The sequence below is a fragment of the Methylobacter luteus IMV-B-3098 genome (assembly GCF_000427625.1).
Classification (GTDB): Bacteria; Pseudomonadota; Gammaproteobacteria; order Methylococcales; family Methylomonadaceae; genus Methylobacter; species Methylobacter luteus.
Window position 1 is genome coordinate 977,576 of the sequence record NZ_KE386569.1, and the last position, 16,585, is coordinate 994,160.

16 protein-coding genes are annotated in these 16,585 nt (G+C 54.4%); 9 read left to right on the forward strand and 7 right to left on the reverse strand.

The genetic code is table 11. From position 1 onward, the window contains the following. Positions 1-2 precede the first annotated feature (2 nt). The gene (locus METLU_RS0106385) at positions 3-824 is read left to right on the forward strand and encodes an arylamine N-acetyltransferase family protein (RefSeq protein ID WP_027157495.1); all 822 of its coding nucleotides are present in this window, start codon (positions 3-5) and stop codon (positions 822-824) included. Positions 825-1,005: 181 nt separating this feature from the next. On the opposite strand, the gene METLU_RS0106390 is transcribed toward METLU_RS0106385, so the two are convergent. The 4 genes from METLU_RS0106390 to METLU_RS0106405 all read right to left on the reverse strand — a co-directional run bounded on the left by METLU_RS0106390 (position 1,006) and on the right by METLU_RS0106405 (position 4,337). Then, positions 1,006-1,299, reverse strand: a complete 294-nt coding sequence (locus METLU_RS0106390; protein ID WP_027157496.1) for an antibiotic biosynthesis monooxygenase family protein — start codon at positions 1,297-1,299, stop codon at positions 1,006-1,008. 190 nt (positions 1,300-1,489) lie between these two features. Continuing rightward, complete coding sequence (locus tag METLU_RS0106395; RefSeq protein ID WP_027157497.1) at positions 1,490-2,005, reverse strand: DUF421 domain-containing protein; 516 nt, start codon at positions 2,003-2,005, stop codon at positions 1,490-1,492. Between the two features lie 12 nt (positions 2,006-2,017). Next, positions 2,018-3,355, reverse strand: coding sequence for a DUF2254 domain-containing protein (locus tag METLU_RS0106400; protein WP_027157498.1), 1,338 nt, complete (start codon positions 3,353-3,355; stop codon positions 2,018-2,020). Beyond that, complete coding sequence (locus METLU_RS0106405) at positions 3,327-4,337, reverse strand: mechanosensitive ion channel family protein (protein WP_027157499.1); 1,011 nt, start codon at positions 4,335-4,337, stop codon at positions 3,327-3,329. The genes METLU_RS0106400 and METLU_RS0106405 overlap by 29 nt, the downstream gene beginning before the upstream one ends. 629 nt (positions 4,338-4,966) lie before the next feature. Here METLU_RS0106405 and METLU_RS0106410 point away from each other — a divergent pair. The 5 genes from METLU_RS0106410 to METLU_RS0106430 all read left to right on the forward strand — a co-directional run bounded on the left by METLU_RS0106410 (position 4,967) and on the right by METLU_RS0106430 (position 10,971). Beyond that, positions 4,967-8,236 (forward strand): choice-of-anchor O protein, encoded by a 3,270-nt coding sequence (locus tag METLU_RS0106410; RefSeq protein ID WP_027157500.1) that lies wholly within the window; start codon positions 4,967-4,969, stop codon positions 8,234-8,236. Between the two features lie 153 nt (positions 8,237-8,389). Next, a complete protein-coding gene (locus METLU_RS0106415; RefSeq protein WP_027157501.1) occupies positions 8,390-8,863 on the forward strand; it encodes a hypothetical protein in 474 nt (157 codons plus the stop codon). Positions 8,864-9,141: 278 nt separating this feature from the next. Next, a complete protein-coding gene (locus tag METLU_RS0106420) occupies positions 9,142-9,621 on the forward strand; it encodes an SRPBCC family protein (protein ID WP_027157502.1) in 480 nt (159 codons plus the stop codon). 37 nt (positions 9,622-9,658) lie between these two features. Continuing rightward, complete coding sequence (locus METLU_RS0106425; protein WP_027157503.1) at positions 9,659-10,117, forward strand: PAS domain-containing protein; 459 nt, start codon at positions 9,659-9,661, stop codon at positions 10,115-10,117. Positions 10,118-10,137: 20 nt separating this feature from the next. Next, positions 10,138-10,971, forward strand: a complete 834-nt coding sequence (locus tag METLU_RS0106430; protein WP_027157504.1) for a sterol desaturase family protein — start codon at positions 10,138-10,140, stop codon at positions 10,969-10,971. A gap of 100 nt (positions 10,972-11,071) precedes the next feature. On the opposite strand, the gene METLU_RS0106435 is transcribed toward METLU_RS0106430, so the two are convergent. After that, positions 11,072-11,632, reverse strand: a complete 561-nt coding sequence (locus tag METLU_RS0106435; protein ID WP_027157505.1) for an OsmC family protein — start codon at positions 11,630-11,632, stop codon at positions 11,072-11,074. A 264-nt stretch (positions 11,633-11,896) separates the two neighbouring features. Then, positions 11,897-12,772, reverse strand: coding sequence for a LysR family transcriptional regulator (locus METLU_RS0106440; RefSeq protein ID WP_027157506.1), 876 nt, complete (start codon positions 12,770-12,772; stop codon positions 11,897-11,899). Positions 12,773-12,888: 116 nt separating this feature from the next. Between METLU_RS0106440 and METLU_RS0106445 the strand changes: the two genes are divergently transcribed. Genes METLU_RS0106445 through METLU_RS0106455 form a run of 3 tightly spaced genes read left to right on the forward strand, consistent with a single transcriptional unit; the run spans position 12,889 to position 14,788 of the window. Then, complete coding sequence (locus METLU_RS0106445) at positions 12,889-13,218, forward strand: EthD family reductase (protein ID WP_027157507.1); 330 nt, start codon at positions 12,889-12,891, stop codon at positions 13,216-13,218. Positions 13,219-13,236: 18 nt separating this feature from the next. Continuing rightward, positions 13,237-13,845, forward strand: coding sequence for a hypothetical protein (locus METLU_RS0106450; RefSeq protein WP_027157508.1), 609 nt, complete (start codon positions 13,237-13,239; stop codon positions 13,843-13,845). 52 nt (positions 13,846-13,897) lie between these two features. Continuing rightward, positions 13,898-14,788 carry an alpha/beta hydrolase family esterase gene (locus METLU_RS0106455; protein ID WP_231383561.1) on the forward strand — a complete coding sequence of 297 codons (891 nt, stop codon included), beginning with the start codon at positions 13,898-13,900 and terminating at the stop codon, positions 14,786-14,788. A gap of 60 nt (positions 14,789-14,848) precedes the next feature. Here the strand turns inward: METLU_RS0106455 and METLU_RS0106460 are convergent, their stop codons facing one another. Further along, positions 14,849-16,579: a bifunctional protein-serine/threonine kinase/phosphatase gene (locus METLU_RS0106460; RefSeq protein WP_027157510.1), complete on the reverse strand. Its 1,731-nt coding sequence runs from the start codon at positions 16,577-16,579 to the stop codon at positions 14,849-14,851. Positions 16,580-16,585: the final 6 nt, after the last annotated feature.

Genomic DNA, 16,585 nt, shown 5'->3' on the forward strand with positions numbered 1-16,585 from the left:
TCATGCCATTCAACAAAGAACAATACCTTAGCCGAATCGGCATCAGTCAGCCTCCGGCCACAGTAGAAGGGCTCGTCCGCTTGCAATCCGCACAACTTCAAGGCATCGCGTTTGAAAACATTGATCCGCTGTTGGGCGTTACTCCATGCTTGGAAACCGCTGCGATTATCCAAAAACTGATTTCTAAACAGCGAGGCGGTTATTGCTTCGAGCTGAACGGTTTGTTCGGGCAGGCCCTGAGTGCTTTTGGCTTTCACTATACGCCGATTCTGGCGCGTGTCCGTATGGGGCAGCCGGAAGGAGGGCCTCGCGCCCACCTGTGCTTTCTGGTCGAGACCGAAAGCGGCGTTTGGCTGGCCGATGCCGGTTTCGGCGGACCCGGATTTTCGATGCCTCTGCGATTGGAGGCCGGGTTGGAACAAGCGATGGACGGAGAAACTTTCCGTCTCAGGCAAGATAGTCTGTTCGATGAACTGGTGGTGGAGAAATATACCCCGGATGGCTGGTTTGCACTTTACGGATTTGACCGGGCTTCCGTCCGATACTGCGATCTGGAAGCCGCCAATGTGGTTTGTTCAAGCTGGAACCAATCGCCTTTCCCGTTTCATCTGATGATGAACCGGTGCATGCCGGGCGGGCGCGTCAGTCTTTTCGACACGAATCTCACTGAAATGCAATCCGGTAAGTCAGTGACACGCATCATTGAAACGCCGGCAGAACTTGGCAAGATCATTCGTGACAATTTCGGCATTGAGATCGGACAGGCAAAACTGGAAGCCATTGCCGCGCGTTTGAACTTTGAACGTGATGAGGAATTGGCGTGAGTACCGGATTAATGCCGCTAACGCCACTTTGGTTTTGAATGCTGTCGGGTGTCTCCTCTTCTCTTGCTTACTGTTTTTTCCTCATGCTTTGCGATCACAATAGAGCAGTTTGATCATCTAAGCTACTGTCTAATTTTTCGGGTCCATTTCTCCACCGACAGGCGTTGCGCGGAATTAGGTGTTATGACGCCTGATCCTCGCGCGTCATCCAGCGATCCCGTGGACGGGCGAGAAGCGGGGTGAGCTGGCGGATCGTTTCGGAATCCTGATATTTTTCCCGGACAGCGTCCGCATCCGCGCGGCTCTGCCATTTGGCGAGAGCGATGATGTGTCCCGGCGCATCCTGATCTATGAAAATCTGATGCGAAATATAGCCGTCAAAGCTCCGCATGTCCGACCATACCTGGCGCGTGAGGCGGAGGCCTTCTTCCTCTGTGCCGGGTTTCAGCCAGGTATCCCAAATTACCGTTATCATTGATTTTCTCCATTGTATTGTCGGCGCGATGCAATTTACCGTCCTAACGGACATCGTGGGTCGCCTGTTATTGATTCAACGCTGCTTTAGTCTTAAATGTGAAAATGGGGTTGAGTACGCAGGGTCTGGACCCTGGCCCCGGGCATATCGTATCGTCAAATTGCCGGGTTAATCAACGTAGTCAGTGATTTCATTCGCCGCGCCGCGAAACGCCTTTCAATGATGTAAGCGCCTGTCCGTCCCGGCTGTGCAGGACTGTCATGCCGCCATCCGTCTCCAGTATAACGGCGGCGACGCTTTCCATGTCCGGCACGCCCTGCGATCGTATGGCGGCGCGCACTTCGTCTTCGGTGACGCGCTCGCGCCGCAGCGCATCATGGAGGAACCGTCCGCCGGAAAACAGCAGTGTCGGCTCGGCTTTGACCAGATTGGACATATGGCGCGAACGCACTGACAGCCATGTAATGACGTATTGCAATCCGATCAGCAGCGTGAAGGCCGCAACGCCCTCGGCAAGGGCTATGTCCTTGGATAGCAGTACCGTCGCCAGGGTCGAGCCCAGCGCCACCGTCACGATCAAGTCGAAAGCATTCATTTTCGACAACGTGCGCTTGCCTGAAATGCGCAATAAAAATACCAGAGACAGATAAGCCAATACCCCGACGATGACTACACGCAGTAAACCGAACCAATCGCTGAAAAACATGATTTACACCCCTTAGCTGCCGCTTTGAACCAAAGTTCTCAACGTTTTTTGAAGACAATCGGCCACGCGCCGCCGGTCGGTTTCATTAACGATCTGCGCGGCGTCCTCGCCGATGAGCCGGGCATGCTGAACCAACACGGTACGGTCGTGGTCGCGGTGCAAATCAGGCGCGATTTTGGCGATGATTTTGAGAAGATTCAGCATCACATCGGGATTGTCCGCGCCGTAAAGGCGAATCTGGTCGAAAGCGGCATGCGCCAGTTCCTCGAAATCGAGCGTGCAGGCTACTACGCGCAACCGGCCGTCTTCATCCTGACGCAGCACCGTCGGCAGTTCGCGTCTTGCCACGCCGCGCAGCGACGCGCCCAGCCAGTCGATGCAGGTCAGGGCGGTGTATGGTTCATTGATGCCCGGCGAAAGCGCGTGGGCCGCGATTTCGACCAATTGCTGCACGATGTACAGCGCGTCCTGGTGCGGCGTGCGGTGCCGTCCCAGGCTGAAGCAAGCTTGCAAGCGGCTTTCAATGTCATCGGTCACGCTCGAAGCCGGCAGCGCGCGCAACAAGGGTTCCTCGTTCGTTACAAAAGCGCCGGGGCGTTTTTCCAGTTTCAGTATCAGATCATGTTGAGCCGCCAGACGCATTAACAGTTCGTCGTCCACGCCCTGCAAGTAGCCGTTGTTCGACGATGTCACGACATGCGCGGCCTGCCATCGGCCTTCATCAGGCAGCTGGCAGAGATTGGCATCGTCGCTTTGCGGCTGCCCGATATGTTCGGGAAAGAGAACCGGCAGCGATTTTTGAAAATCCGTGCCCACATCGGCGATAAGATTTTCGGCCTGAATGTTTTGCGAGACATGGTGAATGAAATAGATCAGCACCGCCAGCGACGCCAGCGCCAGCAACATGCCGATGTTCACCGAAAGATACGGTACGAAGCTCGATTCCTCGATCGAGCGTTCCGAGCGCACCGTTCGCAACACGAGCAGGGAGTAGACAAAGGTGGCGATAAAGGTGCCGAGCGTGAATTGAACACCCCGGTCGGAAGTAAAGTTTCGCAGTACGCGCGGCCCGAAATGCGATGAAGTTTGCGCCAGCGCCGTCACGGTCAGCGAAAACACGATCGAAACCACCGTCATGATGGAGCCGGCGACGACCGATAACACGCTGCGGGCTCCTTCGGCGCCGCCCGACCAGACCCAGCCCATATCATGCACCCAATCGCTGCCGATGGCCTGGTCGATGGCAACGCTGCCCAGCGCAGCGCCTGCCGCGAGCAGGGCCATCAACGCCGGCAGAAACCAGAATGAGTCGGTCAGGACATCACGGATTTTGATCAGTTGTAGTTTCATGAGGCTTGGCGTTCTGTTCTTCTGAATGGGCCTTTTTCAAACCGCGCAGCGCATCGACGATGCGCGCCGGCCGCGGAGCCTGGCTTTTGCCTTGCGGCCAGCCCTCGCGCTGGCGAGAACGGTCGCCGTCGGTTTCCTCCGTCTGGTCGTGGAAAAGAATCTGCTGCGTCGGGAACGGCAAATCGAAGCCTTCGGATAACAGCGCGTTGACTACTTTTTCCAGGACGACATCCTGCGCGTTGAGACTTTCGAACCGGCGCGGCGGCTGCACCCACCAGCGCAAACGGATGTTGACGCTGCTGTCGGCCAGTGCGACGACCAGGGCATCGGGCGGGGGATCGTCAAGCACCTCGGGAATCTCGCGCACGGTATCGAGCAGGATGCGCTTAGCGCGGACGATATCATCGCCGTATCCGATACTGATGTCGTACTGCAGGCGTCGTTTCTTATAGGCGGTGTTTACCGTAACCGCGTTAGTGAAAAGATTGGAATTGGGAATCACGACACGCCGGCCGTCATAGGTTTTGATGAATGTGGCGCGAGTCTGAATGTCCTCGACCGTGCCCTCGAAATCGTTAAGGATGATCTGGTCGCCGATACGGAAGGGTTCGGCCAGAAGCAGCAGAATCCCGGCCAGAAAATTTTGCAGGATATCGCGGAACGCAAAGCCGATGGCGACGCTGGACAGTCCCAGAATATTGACCAGTTCGCCTGGCGTAAAGCCGGGAATGGCGATGACAAGGGCAATGAGCAAGCCAATGAAGATAATCACGCCATAACTGAGCCGGCCCATCACCAGACCCAGGTTATAGTGGCGGCGGTTGCGCTGCGTGATGGCGCGCACGGTCGCGCGGATACCCTTGCCGATGAACAGAAAAATGATAAAGACAACGACAGCGATAGCAAAATAGGGCAGCCTTTCGATAAAGCCGTTAACCATTGCCTGCACGGACCCGGTTGCTTCGCTAAGGTTGAACTTCATAACCTGCCTCCATAACAGTTTTTACGGCAAGGAGACCGTTTGGGACGGGATGCGGCCGCCCGGTTGCCGAATTGCCCGGGCTGAACAGGGAGATTTCATCTGTTTCCATCAATATCGGAGGCCCGGATGTTCAGCCGCTCCAAGAATCCGGTCGTGTTTACCTTATCTCTCCCGTTTTTGCATCATGTTATCGGAGCCTCTCGTAAAAGCGCTCACGCCGGCCCAAGGAAACCGTATTTTTGGACAGGGCGGCCGCAGGTAAATTCCGCCTACTGTGCGCGGCTTTATGCCAACCGGACTTCTCCTTGCCAGACAGCGCAAAAAATAGCGTTCGGTTGCTTCAATTCAGGTGCCCGGAAATGCAGCCATGCCGACGCTTCGGGTTGAACAAATCAACAAAAATTAAAGGCTGAAGTGGCCAATTTTCTTAATAAATTAAGAGGTTGTAAAATCAATAATGTAGAGGCTGAATATAAGTTTTTGTATATTAGCTTATTAGGAATATATTAACTTCATCCAGGGAGCGCTACCCGGATGCGAATGGGCGATCAACCTGTTCAGGAGCTGATCCTGTACATCAAATTACAGTGGTTGTGCGTATCTATAATTATTCAATGAAGGAATATCCTATGAATATTCTAAAAATAAAAAGACAGCAAAGGGGACATAGACTAATTGCCACCACGCTGCTGATGTTGGGAGCTGGTCAGGCTTTAGCTGATGACGGCGAGCTGGTCAGAAAGAGTATGTCGAAGGAAAGCGGCAATACGCCCGTCGCCAGCCATGTTCCGGAGGCCGAGCATGCCTTTACCGACATGATGAAGTTCTATGTGCCGGCCCAGGCCGCAGACGGCACGGTTGCCCCTGTCGAATACAAAAAAGACGACGGCACTACCGTGGAGACCCGGGACAAAGTCAAACCCTTGATAAGCACTTATATCTACGGCCCCGTCGAATCGGTGGAAGGCATCGGGTTTGTCGGGCATGGCAAGCGCGAGGCCTATGGTGCGGTGAGTCTGGACGACGGCAAAACCTGGAAGTCCACCAACCTGTCCGAATCCGCCGACAAGAGCTCCAGCGATGTGATCCGGACCGATATTCCGCTGTTCGGCGAAAGCGGCGCCTATCCGGGCGACGTGACCAACGTGCAGTTCTTCCAGGCGATGGCGGGCAATCGCGCGCTGGCCGTCTGGCCCAGCCGCTATTGCGATACAGGCGAGCCCAACTATGCACTTGCCAGCAGCAATCCTGCCCGCCGCGACGCCATAGCCGCCAGGTTGGGCATTGACCTTGCGGCGCCTTCGCCCGATGACCTGTATCTGGTCGACATGTTCGGCGTCAAGGGTAATCAGGGGTTTGTCGATTATGCCGAAGACAAATTCGAGCCGAACCATCCGGTCGGCCAAGTGCCTTTCTCCTGCTTGTGGGCGGCGCGCGGTGTTCTGGTGCAGGGCAACGACCCGCGTACCGAAGCGGCGGAATCCAGTTACATGCTGTGGTACAAGGCTGAAAGGCTGACTTCCGGCACGCGCGACGTGGCCCGTATTGAGGCCGAATGTCAGGAAGGCGCCGGTTGCGCCATAACCTGGCAGGAGGATCCCGAAGGGTTGCGCCCCGGCCAGGGCGAAGGTCCCGGCGAAGGCTGGAGCGGCGCCATTGCCAACAGCCAGACCGACGTCTGGTATTCCTATTTGCCCTGGGAGCATTTCGATACGGTGCAGAAACCCGACGACAACGGCGCGACCTTGCTGACGCTGCCGGAGTACCTGGCCTCGGGCGATACCTCTAAGCCCCAGGCGGGCATCCCTTTCGCGATGCCCATGCGGGTGACCGACAATGCGCGCTGCAACGTTACCAATCCGCAGCCTTACTGTAACGGCTCGGCGATTGCGGAAAATCATCCGGATGTCTTGAATCCGTTGCTCTATGGGCTGAAGGACATGTGTAAGACGACCATCCAGATTCCGACCGGAAAACAAGGCAAATTATCCGACATCTGCGTCACCGAGGACGGCCTGCCGCTGGTCGGCAACATTGCCGCGACCCGTCCGCGCATGTCGCTGCACGGTTACGACAGCAATAAGGACGGCATCAAGGACAGCGCGTTCGTAGTGTTCATCAGCGAGGAATCCAAGGGTCTGGGCGCTTTCGGCTTTACCGAGGATCAGGCGGCCGGCGTGCCGTGCGATCCTGAAGTCGACGACAACTGCCTGACCTTCGACGAAGGCAAGAATATCTGGTACTACTCGTTCAACATGGCGTTGACCGGCGACAAGGCCGGCAAATTCGCCGGCAAGACCAATCCGGACAGCCTGGTTGCCAATCTGGCAGGGCACGGCAACATTCTCAACCAGCCGGAAGTCAACTGGCAGACCGGCGAGTTTTATCCGGTGCGCAATACGTCCGACCTCTGGAACTTCGGCGCCTTTAACTACGAGCTGTGGAATACCGAGATCGCGCGTCGGGGCAGCCTGTTGATTCAGGATATCGCCAAGGCCGAAGCCAGCCGGAGCCGTTTGCTGGCGCTGCCGTCCTGGAAACAGGGCGTCATGAATCAGGGCGGACCGGCCGATGTGATGGTGCGCAGAATCCTGGCGCCTAGCAGTTGGCTCAATAAAAGCGTCAACCCTTACGCTTTCCGCAACATGGAGTGCAAAACCAAGCGTTATGGACGCGGCAAGGACGGCAAGCCGATGAATCCTTACTATCCGGACGGCCTATGCCTGGATACCCCGATCAATCTCTCGGCAGCGATACCGGATACCTGCACCGACTCTCAGGCGGGCGGCGATGCCCCTTGTCCTCAAGTGGATTTGAGCCAGGGCAAGACATTCGGCATCGGCAATACCAACCCTGTCCTTGAAGGCAATCAGGTTGAACCGAACACCACCAAAGTACTGAGCTGGCATCAATGTCCGGCCTCATTCACCACGGTGAGCGGAACGACGCTGAACTGCCAGAACGACCTCAGAACCGATGCATCCACGCTGTTCGACCAATCCTGGTACAACCCGCTGGATGTGGCCAAGGGTCATCGCGGTTATCTGGACGGGGATTTCGTGATGATGCTTTATGCCTGGTCGCCCAACTGGCGTCTCAATGCGAAAGGCAGCGACCGTTACGAGCTTTACATCCGTCGTTCCTTTGACGGCGGCAGCACCTGGGGCACACTGCCTAAAAATTACCGGCATCACGACAAGTCAAGATGGGCTGGCACGGGTACTGTGACCTGCGAGACGTTCCGTGCAACCGAAACAGGAACCGGAGAACCAGTCGAACCGCGTGTCTGCAATCAGTACGCGGCAGGTGCGCCTGAACAGGCGCGCAACGTCACGCAAATCAAGTCCATGAGAACCACGACACTGGATCCGCGTTTTGCGGCGACAGCGGAAAGCATCACTTCGGACTTGTTTGGCGCCGGCATTCCCAATATCGGCGGCGAGGACTTGCGGGATCCGTCACGCTACTTCATCGTCTACGAGACCGGAGACAACACCACCACGGCGCTGGGCGAACCTGAGCCGCTGGACTTGTTCTACAGCCGTGCGGTCATGTTCGGCGAGAACTATCAGGTCTGGGCGGAGGAGCATGATTTGACGCAGTGCTACCCTTCCAATCCGCAAGGCAATGTCGTACCGGCGGAGCATGAAAGCTCAGGCTTCTGCAACGAGTTCGATCAGCTTGACCAGGGCATCAAGGGGCTGGAAGCCAGCGAGGCAAGTCTTGGCGCGAATTCCGGCGGCGAGTTCATGTACGGCGTCTGGGCTCAGTTGCAGGCCGGCGATGAGGCGGCGGCCGAGTCCGACGCCATGGCGCGCAGGGTTTGGTGGCTCGACGACTACATCCCGCTCGATGCCTGGGTGTTTGGTCAGAGCGCCGGAACGCCGGAAAATCCCTGAACGGAGGCAGTTTTTGGTAAAGCATTCGGAGAATAACTGAAACTTTGCCAAATGACGGCGGATCGATGCCGGCATCGATCCGCCGTCGATTCGGTTCAACCAATTTTTATTGCCCTTATGCCGGGTTGATCAACCCGGTCTGTGGAGGAAGTTATGCACAGCAAGCAAATGGTTAAAGTATTAATGATCGTCTCTGCATTAGCATTCGCGGCATCCGGCCAGGCCGGTGGCGGCGGGGCGGGCAGGGGCGGCGCGCAACGCATGGGCGGAGGTTTCGGCCCGCAACAGGGACAGGGCCGCCAGGAACAGATGCGCCAGCGTCACGAATATCAAATGCCCGAAAGAGCGCAAGAGCAGCAGAGGCGATCTGAAGGACAGGGCGACAACCCGCCGGGGCAGTTTCAGGAAAGACGGGAGCAGCAAATCCGGGAAAGAATCCATCAGGATCAGGGCAGCAGCCAGCAGATCCGTGAGCGTAACGAACAGCAAATCAGGGAGAGAATTGAGCAGCCGGGCATGGAGCAGCGGCAGCAGCAAATGGAAAACATCCATCAGCGAACCGAAGATAAAGCCAGAGGCGATGTGCCCGGTGCTCAAAAGCGCTGGTGGTGGCCATTCGACGAATAAAATTTTATCTCCCGATTGAGTGAAAGGGCGAAGCACGGCGGGTGCTTCGCCCTTTTTTGTTTTAAATGTTTATCACTTTAAGCCTGCTCGCCTTTCAGGTATTGGCCGGAAAAAAGCGATTGTTCTGCTGAATTCCTGGAACTGATTGTGCGCTGCAGCACTCGATTGAAGTAATGAATGGCAAGGCTGATAGTCGGTCTAATGATTAAGTTATCGGCATTGTCAGATAAAAATAATGCTTAAGCTGAGCGGACCGCTCAGCTGTGAGGGGAGATTCCATGCTGATCAAATTTCCGTTTGATTCATTCAGGCCGGTTGCCGGCGAAGCCAGCATCGATATCGACAAGCCGATTCACGAGGTTTTTTCGTTTATCGGGGAGCATTTTTTCGACAACTATCCCAAATGGGCCCAAGAAGTCGTTGAATTTGAGCCCTTGGACGGCAAGCAGGTTTTTGTCGGCGCCAAAGCCAAACAGGTTCGTAAAGACAGCGGCGCGGAGGTTGAGTCAGTTTTTGAAATTACCGAATATCAACCGTTCAAACTGATTTTTCAAGGCCTGACCGCGCCCTACAGGCACAGCTATTTACTGGAAAATGGTAAAGAGGCAGAACCCACGCGCTTGACTTTTCGCTTTGAGTTGCTGGAACTTGAAGTTTTTATGCGCCCGTTTGAAAAACTGATACGGGCGGCCATTGAAGAGGGTGCGGAGAACACGGTTGAGAATATTAAAAATTTAATCTCCGCCGAATGCAACTAAGTCGACTCGCAATTATCAGACATACAGGAGTTTTATCATGGCGTTTATTATTGAAAAAGATAGCGGTCTGATTCCGCAAGTGCTTTCGGCTATTTTGGATGAGTGCGTTAACGGCATAACCCTGGCCGATCCCGATCTGGAGGATGCCCCGATCGTTTATGCCAATAAGGCGTTTGAACGTTTAACAGGTTACAGTCAGGCGGAAATCATCGGTCGCAATTGCCGCTTCCTGCAAGGCGATGACAGAGATCAGGATGCGCGCTATCAAATAGCTGAAGCGATCAAAAATCATCAAGTCGTTGAAGTGACTATAAGAAATTATAAAAAAGACGGCACATTGTTTCACAATCATCTCAAAATAATTCCGTTATTCGATAGGAAACACCGGCTTATCTATTATCTGGGTGTTCAGTATGACATCACCAGCCAGGTTAACGCGGATAATGAAATTAAAGCATTGACCAACTTGTTACACGCCATGCCGAACAAATCATGAGGTTTTATGAAGGTAAATCTATGAATGAAGCAGTAAATATCAAGAGTGACGGCGACCTGCTTTTTAATGAAGCTTTGTTTGGGCTTGCCATCCTCGCTTTTATTTTGTTGCTAATTATTGAGAAGATTAAGCCGTACCGGCACTTTTCTGCCAAGACTTATAAAGAATCGGTAGTGACCAATACCACGGCGTTTCTGTTTAACAATATCATTTTGACGGTATTAAGGGCGTCGTCACTGTTTCTTATCGCACAACAATTTGCGTCCTACGGATTATTGGGCGGTATGGAAAATGGCCCGCTCAAATGGTTGTTGGCTTTCGCTTTTTTTGATCTGGCCATTTATCTCTGGCATGTGGCGAGCCATAAATACGAATGGCTGTGGCGGTTTCATAAAGTGCATCACAGCGACAAGAGCTTTAATGTGTCCACCGGCTTTCGCTTTCATGTGTTCGATCTGTTGCTGGAAATCGTCTATAAGTCGATATTTGTCGTCGTCATCGGCGTCAATGCGTATCTGGTGCTGTCCATCGAGATTATCGAGCTGTTTTTCATATTCTTCCATCATGCCAATATCCGTGTGCCCAAGGAGGATCTGATCTCGCAACTGATTATTACGCCATCATTGCACAGGGCGCATCATTCGACCTTGCGCAAGGAGCATGACAGCAACTATGGCATTGTTCTATCGGTCTGGGACCGCCTATTCAGCACGCGAAAAGAGCTGGTGCCTGAACATATCGGTCTGGACCTGATTGAAGCAGAAAATTTTATACAGCTGTTTTCGCTGGCGTTTATTACCGAACGCAAGATCCGGCAATTGCTGGGCTGGATTCCAAAGGGCAAAAAACCGTGAATAGCCCGCGCCGGTCCGCTGGTTATCGCATTGGCATGCAGTGCTTGGCGCGGCGAGCGGGATAAAAACCGCCCGCGCAAATTTCGGCTATTAAAGGCATTTATTGGCTGTCGAGTTGAACGGAAACCGGTATCGGCTTTGCAAGGCTATTGAAAACCGGGGAATATTTCTGAGCCATCCTGATGAGTTCCTCCTTCTGATCCTCGGAAACATCGGCCTCGATTTTGAAGTACACCCGGATATTCTTATAACCGACGGGAACCTCCTCCGATATGCCCAGAAAGCCGCGAAGGTCCAGGTCGCCTTCGTATCGGGATTCCACTTTCTTGATTTCGATGCCCTTAGCGGCCGCGTGAGCGATAAGACTCGTCGTCAGGCACCCGGACAGGGCTACTAGAAGATACTCCACGGGATTCGCGCCCAGATTCCAGCCGCAAAGAACGGGCGGCTCATCTATATCAAAAGTCAATTGCTCGCGCGAGGTATCTTCATTCAGGGCGCCGTAAAAATCCTTGACTGTGGCGCAATTGTGGGTGCCGTCGATCCATGTATTGTTGGCGCGAAATTTGAATTGAGCAATTTCAGGGTTGTCCTTGATCTGTTCTATCGTATTGAATAACTGGTCTATGTTTACACCATTGATTTTCTGTTTCTGTGCCATCTTAATTTCCTCTTGCTGAGTAGTGTTGGATTACATTCTGATGTACGCAGTTAATTGATTTTTAACAGCCTGTGCAGGCTGGGTTGGAGCTTTAGCGGAAACCCGGCATGGGTGCTGCACAGCCGATTGCGTGTGGGGCGCCGAGAGTGGCCCCGAATCGATGCAATGGTTGTTTATGTTGGTTTTTCCGCCGTTTTAGCGGCCATTATTCAGTTTTTTGACTTGATTTCCATCCGTACCGTCGCTGATAGCTTGGTTTTCCAACTACAACCCCATTTTCAATTTGGCCAGCAAGTCCTGAAGCTCGGATTTAGGCGAAACCTGCGTTTGATAAATCGCCTGGATAGTGCGGCTGATTTCCGGATCGGTCAGGTAGCGGAATTTCACATGCTCCGCATCCTTCGGCACAGTGAATTCCGGCAGCAGCGCGACGCCGATCCCGGCCCGCACCATGTTCAGTATCCATTCCTCGCTATTGCTGCGGTAGGTGGGGTACAGATCGATGTGCCTATCCTGACAAACGCTTTTGAGCTTGTCGCGCAGTTCGCAGTTGAGCCGGTCCAGATAGGGTTCTGATTGAATGGCTTTTAAATCGATACGCTGCGATTGATTGAAGCGATGTCTGGCGCTGAAGGCGACGACATAGCGTTCCTCGTAAAGCGGCAGAAATTGATAGGCTCCTTCCTGTAAGTCTGTCGGAGCGCTAATCACCAGATCCAGATAGCCGGTATCCAATTGCGTCAGCAAACTGCTTTCGCTGTCGACGATCAATTCCAGCTCGATGCGGGGATAAGCCTGCTGATAGTCGGCAAAAACGGCACTCAGGCGATGCGAGCTGATGGTGGCCATCATGCCAATCCGCAAGGGAACGGTGTTCAAGCGGGTAAAGCGTATGGCCTCGGCTTTGATCGCCTGGGCTTCACGAAAAATTTGCCGGAGATTGGGTTCAACCAAACGCCCCAGGTCAGTCAGCCGGCAACCGGCTCTATCCCGGCTGAACAACTCACCGCCCAGTTCCTCTTCCAGTTTTTTGATCGCCTGCGTCAAGGAAGGCTGGGAGATATAGGCGGATTGCGCGGCGCGAGTGAAAGTGCCTTGGTCGCACACCGCCAGGAAGTAGCGAATCTGATGCATTTCCATGACTAGACGGCCTCATAGATAGGAAAAACCTATTGTTCCATAGAAAGCCTGTATTTTACAAACCCTATCAATAGGTTTTACATAGCCCAACCCGTCAACAACTATATGAGAAAGCTATGAAAGAAGCAAAATTGATTGTGATGTACCCGGTGCCTGCCGACCTGGCCTTGTTCGAACGGCGCTATACGGAAGAGCATGTGCCGATGGCTGTCGAAAAACTGGCAGGCAAAACCCGCTTCGTCGCTTCGCTGATTACTTCAACCGCGGGCAATACGCCAGCTCCTTTTCATCGTATCGCCGAAGTGTATTTTCCGTCGATGGCCGAGCTTGTGGCCTGCCTGCATTCCGAGGGCGGCCAGGAAACGGCCAGCCATGCCATGGAAATTTCCAGCGGCGGCGCGCCTTTATTTCTGATTTCCGAAGTCGAAACCTTCAATTTCCAGTAAGGCACGGCAGGAGTTTCCATGAATAAACACCATACCCCAGGCAATCGGCGGCACTGCCGCCGCAATTATGATATACGGTTAATATTGCTTTTTTTTCTGCTGGCCGGCGTCCCCTTCGCCGCGCAGGCCCATCGCGGCGCCGTCGATGAAATCGATGCCTGCAATATCCGCGTGGGTCTCGAACGCGTGCATTTTACAGCTTACACGCCGGCATTGTCAGGTAACAAAGAGTATTGCAAGGCGATTCCGCAACTCGGTCAGACCCATCTGGTTTTTGATTACGAGGGCAAGCAGCTGCGCAACTTCAGCGTCGAATTCGAGATTACCAAGGAACCGGATGGCACCCGGATTTTTTATCAGGAACCGCAAAAAATAAAAACCGGCACCACAACCGGCGTGGTCGATTTCCGCCAACACGGTGCGGGCAATTATCTGGCGCATATCGCCATCGTCGATAAGGACAAACGCCTCGACACCCATATTCCATTCTCGGTGGGTATTGAAGACGCCGACCAGAAAAGCTTTAGTCCGCTGCTGGCGACCACCCTTGGCCTGATGTTGGCGGTCTATGCGCTGATCAGATTCGTCCTGATGAAGGAAAAGTCTCAGGAAACCCCGAAAGCATAATCACCAAAGCACCGTCCCGAATCCGACAGACGATGCAATCCCCCGGAGACCCATGATGATCAACTTTTCCCGCTTAAAGCCCTATCTGACTTCGCGTAACAAATGGCTGGCGGTGTTATTTCTGTTGCCGGTTTTGCTGGCTTTCGTGTTGCTGCTTATGGACAATAGCGGCGACTTTGCCCAAATGGGCACGGCCTCTTACCGGCCCGAATCGGTCCAGGGCCGCTGCCAACCGGACCTGCTGATCGGCGAAGCCGGCGCCAGCCATGGCGAATCGACCCAGGATGGGATCAAGTACAACGTCCGCACGCCGCTCAATTACGACCCATCCATTGCCCACCCGCTGTTGCTGGTCTTGTCGCCGGCCGGCTCGAACCGGGCCAAAACCGAAAAGACCACGGGCCTGACGCTTCCGGCAACCACGGCCGGCTTCATCGTCGCCTATGCGGACCATCCGGAATTATCGCCTACCACAACCATTGAACTGGGCACTATTCCCAAGCGGGTGGCCGAAAAGTGGTGCATCGATGAAAAGCGGATTTTTATCACCGGTCATTCCGACGGCGGCACTTCGGCGATGGCTTTGGCGTTCATGGCCGGAACCCGGCACATTCCCGGCGCCATAGCTTCCAGCGCCGCCGGCATCGGTTATCAGGACCTGCGCGACCGCCAGTGCCCGAAACCGCTGCCGGTCATGATCATGCACAGCGCCAACGATCACCTTTTTCCCGGCTATGGTCTCGAGTCGTCGGGATGGTGGGCAGCCTGCAATAAGTGCGACCCGATCCCGGAAAAGCTGGTCAACGGTTGTTTCGGCTATTCCGGCTGCGCCGACGGCGTTAAAACCTGGTACTGCGAAGGCGATAAACTGCATGCGCAATGGCCGGCTATTAACGACACGCTCATCGATTTTTTTGCTTCATCGGGCCGTCGGCAACGATAGTTTCACCGGGTTGGAATGTTGCAGGCTGGATTTATCAATCCAGCCTGCACGACTGTGCGTCTACCCCATCAGTAAATACAGCAAAGCCAGATTGGTAAACAGCAACAGTGCCGTCAGGCCTTTCCAGAAACCGGTCGGGTTACGCTGCATGAGCGGCAGCCGCTCGTCCGGCCTCAGGAATTTCGGATTGGGCAGGGACAGGTCGAACAGGAACTCCGACAGGTCGTCATAGCGCAGTTGCGGGTTGATGGCCGTGGCTTTTTTCAAGGCGCCGTCTATCCAGGCCGGCACCATGATGTTGTGATAAATGCTGGGCACGTATTTCAGTTTCGCCAGGCTCGGTTGATCCGGTCGTTCCGGCATGTCCGGGCCGAAGGGCAGGGCGCCGTTCAGCATTTCATAGGCGATGACGCCCAGCGAGTACAGATCGGATTTGATGCTGCCGCGCAGGCCCAAATGATATTCGGGCGCGGTGTAATTCAAAGTGCCCAGCACAGCTGTATGGCCGATGTGCTCCAGCGGCGTCATTTCCTCGATGCCGGCGATCTTGACGGAGCCGAAGTCGATGATTTTAACGGTGCCGTTTTTATCGAACATGATGTTTTCGGGCTTGAGGTCCTGATGCAGCATTTCCATGCGATGAAAGGCGCGCAGCCCTTTGGCGATCTGCTCCAGTATTTTGCGCGTCTCCTTGATGTCGGCTTTCGGGTTGGTATCCATCCATTGCCTGAGCGTGGGGCCCTCCAGGCATTCGGTGACATAGTAAATGCCGCTTTTTTCGCGGTCGCTGCCGAGGGTTTTCAGGACATGATCATTATGAATCCGTTTCCCCACCCACTCCTCGTGCAGAAAATGTTCTATGTAGTGCGTGTCGTCGTCATACAGAATGGATGGGGTTTTCAGCACGACCCGCGTGCCGGTTTTCATGTCAAAAGCCCGGTAAATCTGCGTGCGCTTGCTGGCATGCAGTTCCTCTTCAATCCGGTAGCCGTCCAATACCATGCCGGGCTTCAGCGGCGGCGGGAAAGGCAGGTTGGCATGGCGGCGCAGGATTTCATCCTCTTTCGCCGGCGGCAGTTCCTCTATCCTGATCAGTTGGCAGGTTAAATTGTCGTCGCTTTTATTATCGAGCCCCAGCTGGACGATTTTTTCAGCCGTCAATGTTAAATCGGAGCTTCCCTGTAAAAGCCTTTTCAGGGTTTTTTCGTTGATGAAATCATGCACGCCGTCCGTCGTCATCAGGAACAGGTCGCCTTTTTCCAGCGGCAGCGCCTGGTAATCGACATCCAGCCGGGGTTCTATGCCCATTGCCCGGTTCAGGTAGCTCTTTTCCTGGCTGACCCAGACGCGGTGGTCGCGGGTGATCTGTTCGAGATTGCCTTTGCGCAGGCGGTAGAGTCTGGAATCGCCGATATGAAAAACATGTGCCGTGGTCGATTTGAAGACGCAGATGCTGAGCGTGCTGACCAGGCCCCTGGCGGACGCATAGCGGGCCTGCCCCTGGCTGTACAGCCAGGAATTGGTCGCGGAGAGGATCTTCTGCCCGGCATGGATCACGGACCAGGAATCAGGCGTGCTGTAATAATCCTCCAGAAAACCGACCACGCAGCAATGGCTGGCCTGCTTGCCGGCATCGCTGCTGCTCATGCCGTCGGCAATGGCAACGGCGATGCCTTTGTAGGTCAGCTGGGGCTCTTCAGGCACCAGTGCGCCGAAGAAATCTTCATTATCGGCCTTGATGCCTTTGTCGCTGGCATGGCCCAGGCTGATCCGGAGTTTCGCTGATGACATAACCGG

Excerpts from the sequence above, each read along its gene's own strand:
- METLU_RS0106385 (WP_027157495.1), top strand. The coding sequence starts at position 3 with ATGCCATTCAACAAAGAACAATACCTTAGCCGAATCGGCATCAGTCAG.
- METLU_RS0106390 (WP_027157496.1), bottom strand. The coding sequence starts at position 1,299 with ATGATAACGGTAATTTGGGATACCTGGCTGAAACCCGGCACAGAGGAA.
- METLU_RS0106395 (WP_027157497.1), bottom strand. The coding sequence starts at position 2,005 with ATGTTTTTCAGCGATTGGTTCGGTTTACTGCGTGTAGTCATCGTCGGG.
- METLU_RS0106400 (WP_027157498.1), bottom strand. The coding sequence starts at position 3,355 with ATGAAACTACAACTGATCAAAATCCGTGATGTCCTGACCGACTCATTC.
- METLU_RS0106405 (WP_027157499.1), bottom strand. The coding sequence starts at position 4,337 with ATGAAGTTCAACCTTAGCGAAGCAACCGGGTCCGTGCAGGCAATGGTT.
- METLU_RS0106410 (WP_027157500.1), top strand. The coding sequence starts at position 4,967 with ATGAATATTCTAAAAATAAAAAGACAGCAAAGGGGACATAGACTAATT.
- METLU_RS0106415 (WP_027157501.1), top strand. The coding sequence starts at position 8,390 with ATGCACAGCAAGCAAATGGTTAAAGTATTAATGATCGTCTCTGCATTA.
- METLU_RS0106420 (WP_027157502.1), top strand. The coding sequence starts at position 9,142 with ATGCTGATCAAATTTCCGTTTGATTCATTCAGGCCGGTTGCCGGCGAA.
- METLU_RS0106425 (WP_027157503.1), top strand. The coding sequence starts at position 9,659 with ATGGCGTTTATTATTGAAAAAGATAGCGGTCTGATTCCGCAAGTGCTT.
- METLU_RS0106430 (WP_027157504.1), top strand. The coding sequence starts at position 10,138 with ATGAATGAAGCAGTAAATATCAAGAGTGACGGCGACCTGCTTTTTAAT.
- METLU_RS0106435 (WP_027157505.1), bottom strand. The coding sequence starts at position 11,632 with ATGGCACAGAAACAGAAAATCAATGGTGTAAACATAGACCAGTTATTC.
- METLU_RS0106440 (WP_027157506.1), bottom strand. The coding sequence starts at position 12,772 with ATGGAAATGCATCAGATTCGCTACTTCCTGGCGGTGTGCGACCAAGGC.
- METLU_RS0106445 (WP_027157507.1), top strand. The coding sequence starts at position 12,889 with ATGAAAGAAGCAAAATTGATTGTGATGTACCCGGTGCCTGCCGACCTG.
- METLU_RS0106450 (WP_027157508.1), top strand. The coding sequence starts at position 13,237 with ATGAATAAACACCATACCCCAGGCAATCGGCGGCACTGCCGCCGCAAT.
- METLU_RS0106455 (WP_231383561.1), top strand. The coding sequence starts at position 13,898 with ATGATGATCAACTTTTCCCGCTTAAAGCCCTATCTGACTTCGCGTAAC.
- METLU_RS0106460 (WP_027157510.1), bottom strand. The coding sequence starts at position 16,579 with ATGTCATCAGCGAAACTCCGGATCAGCCTGGGCCATGCCAGCGACAAA.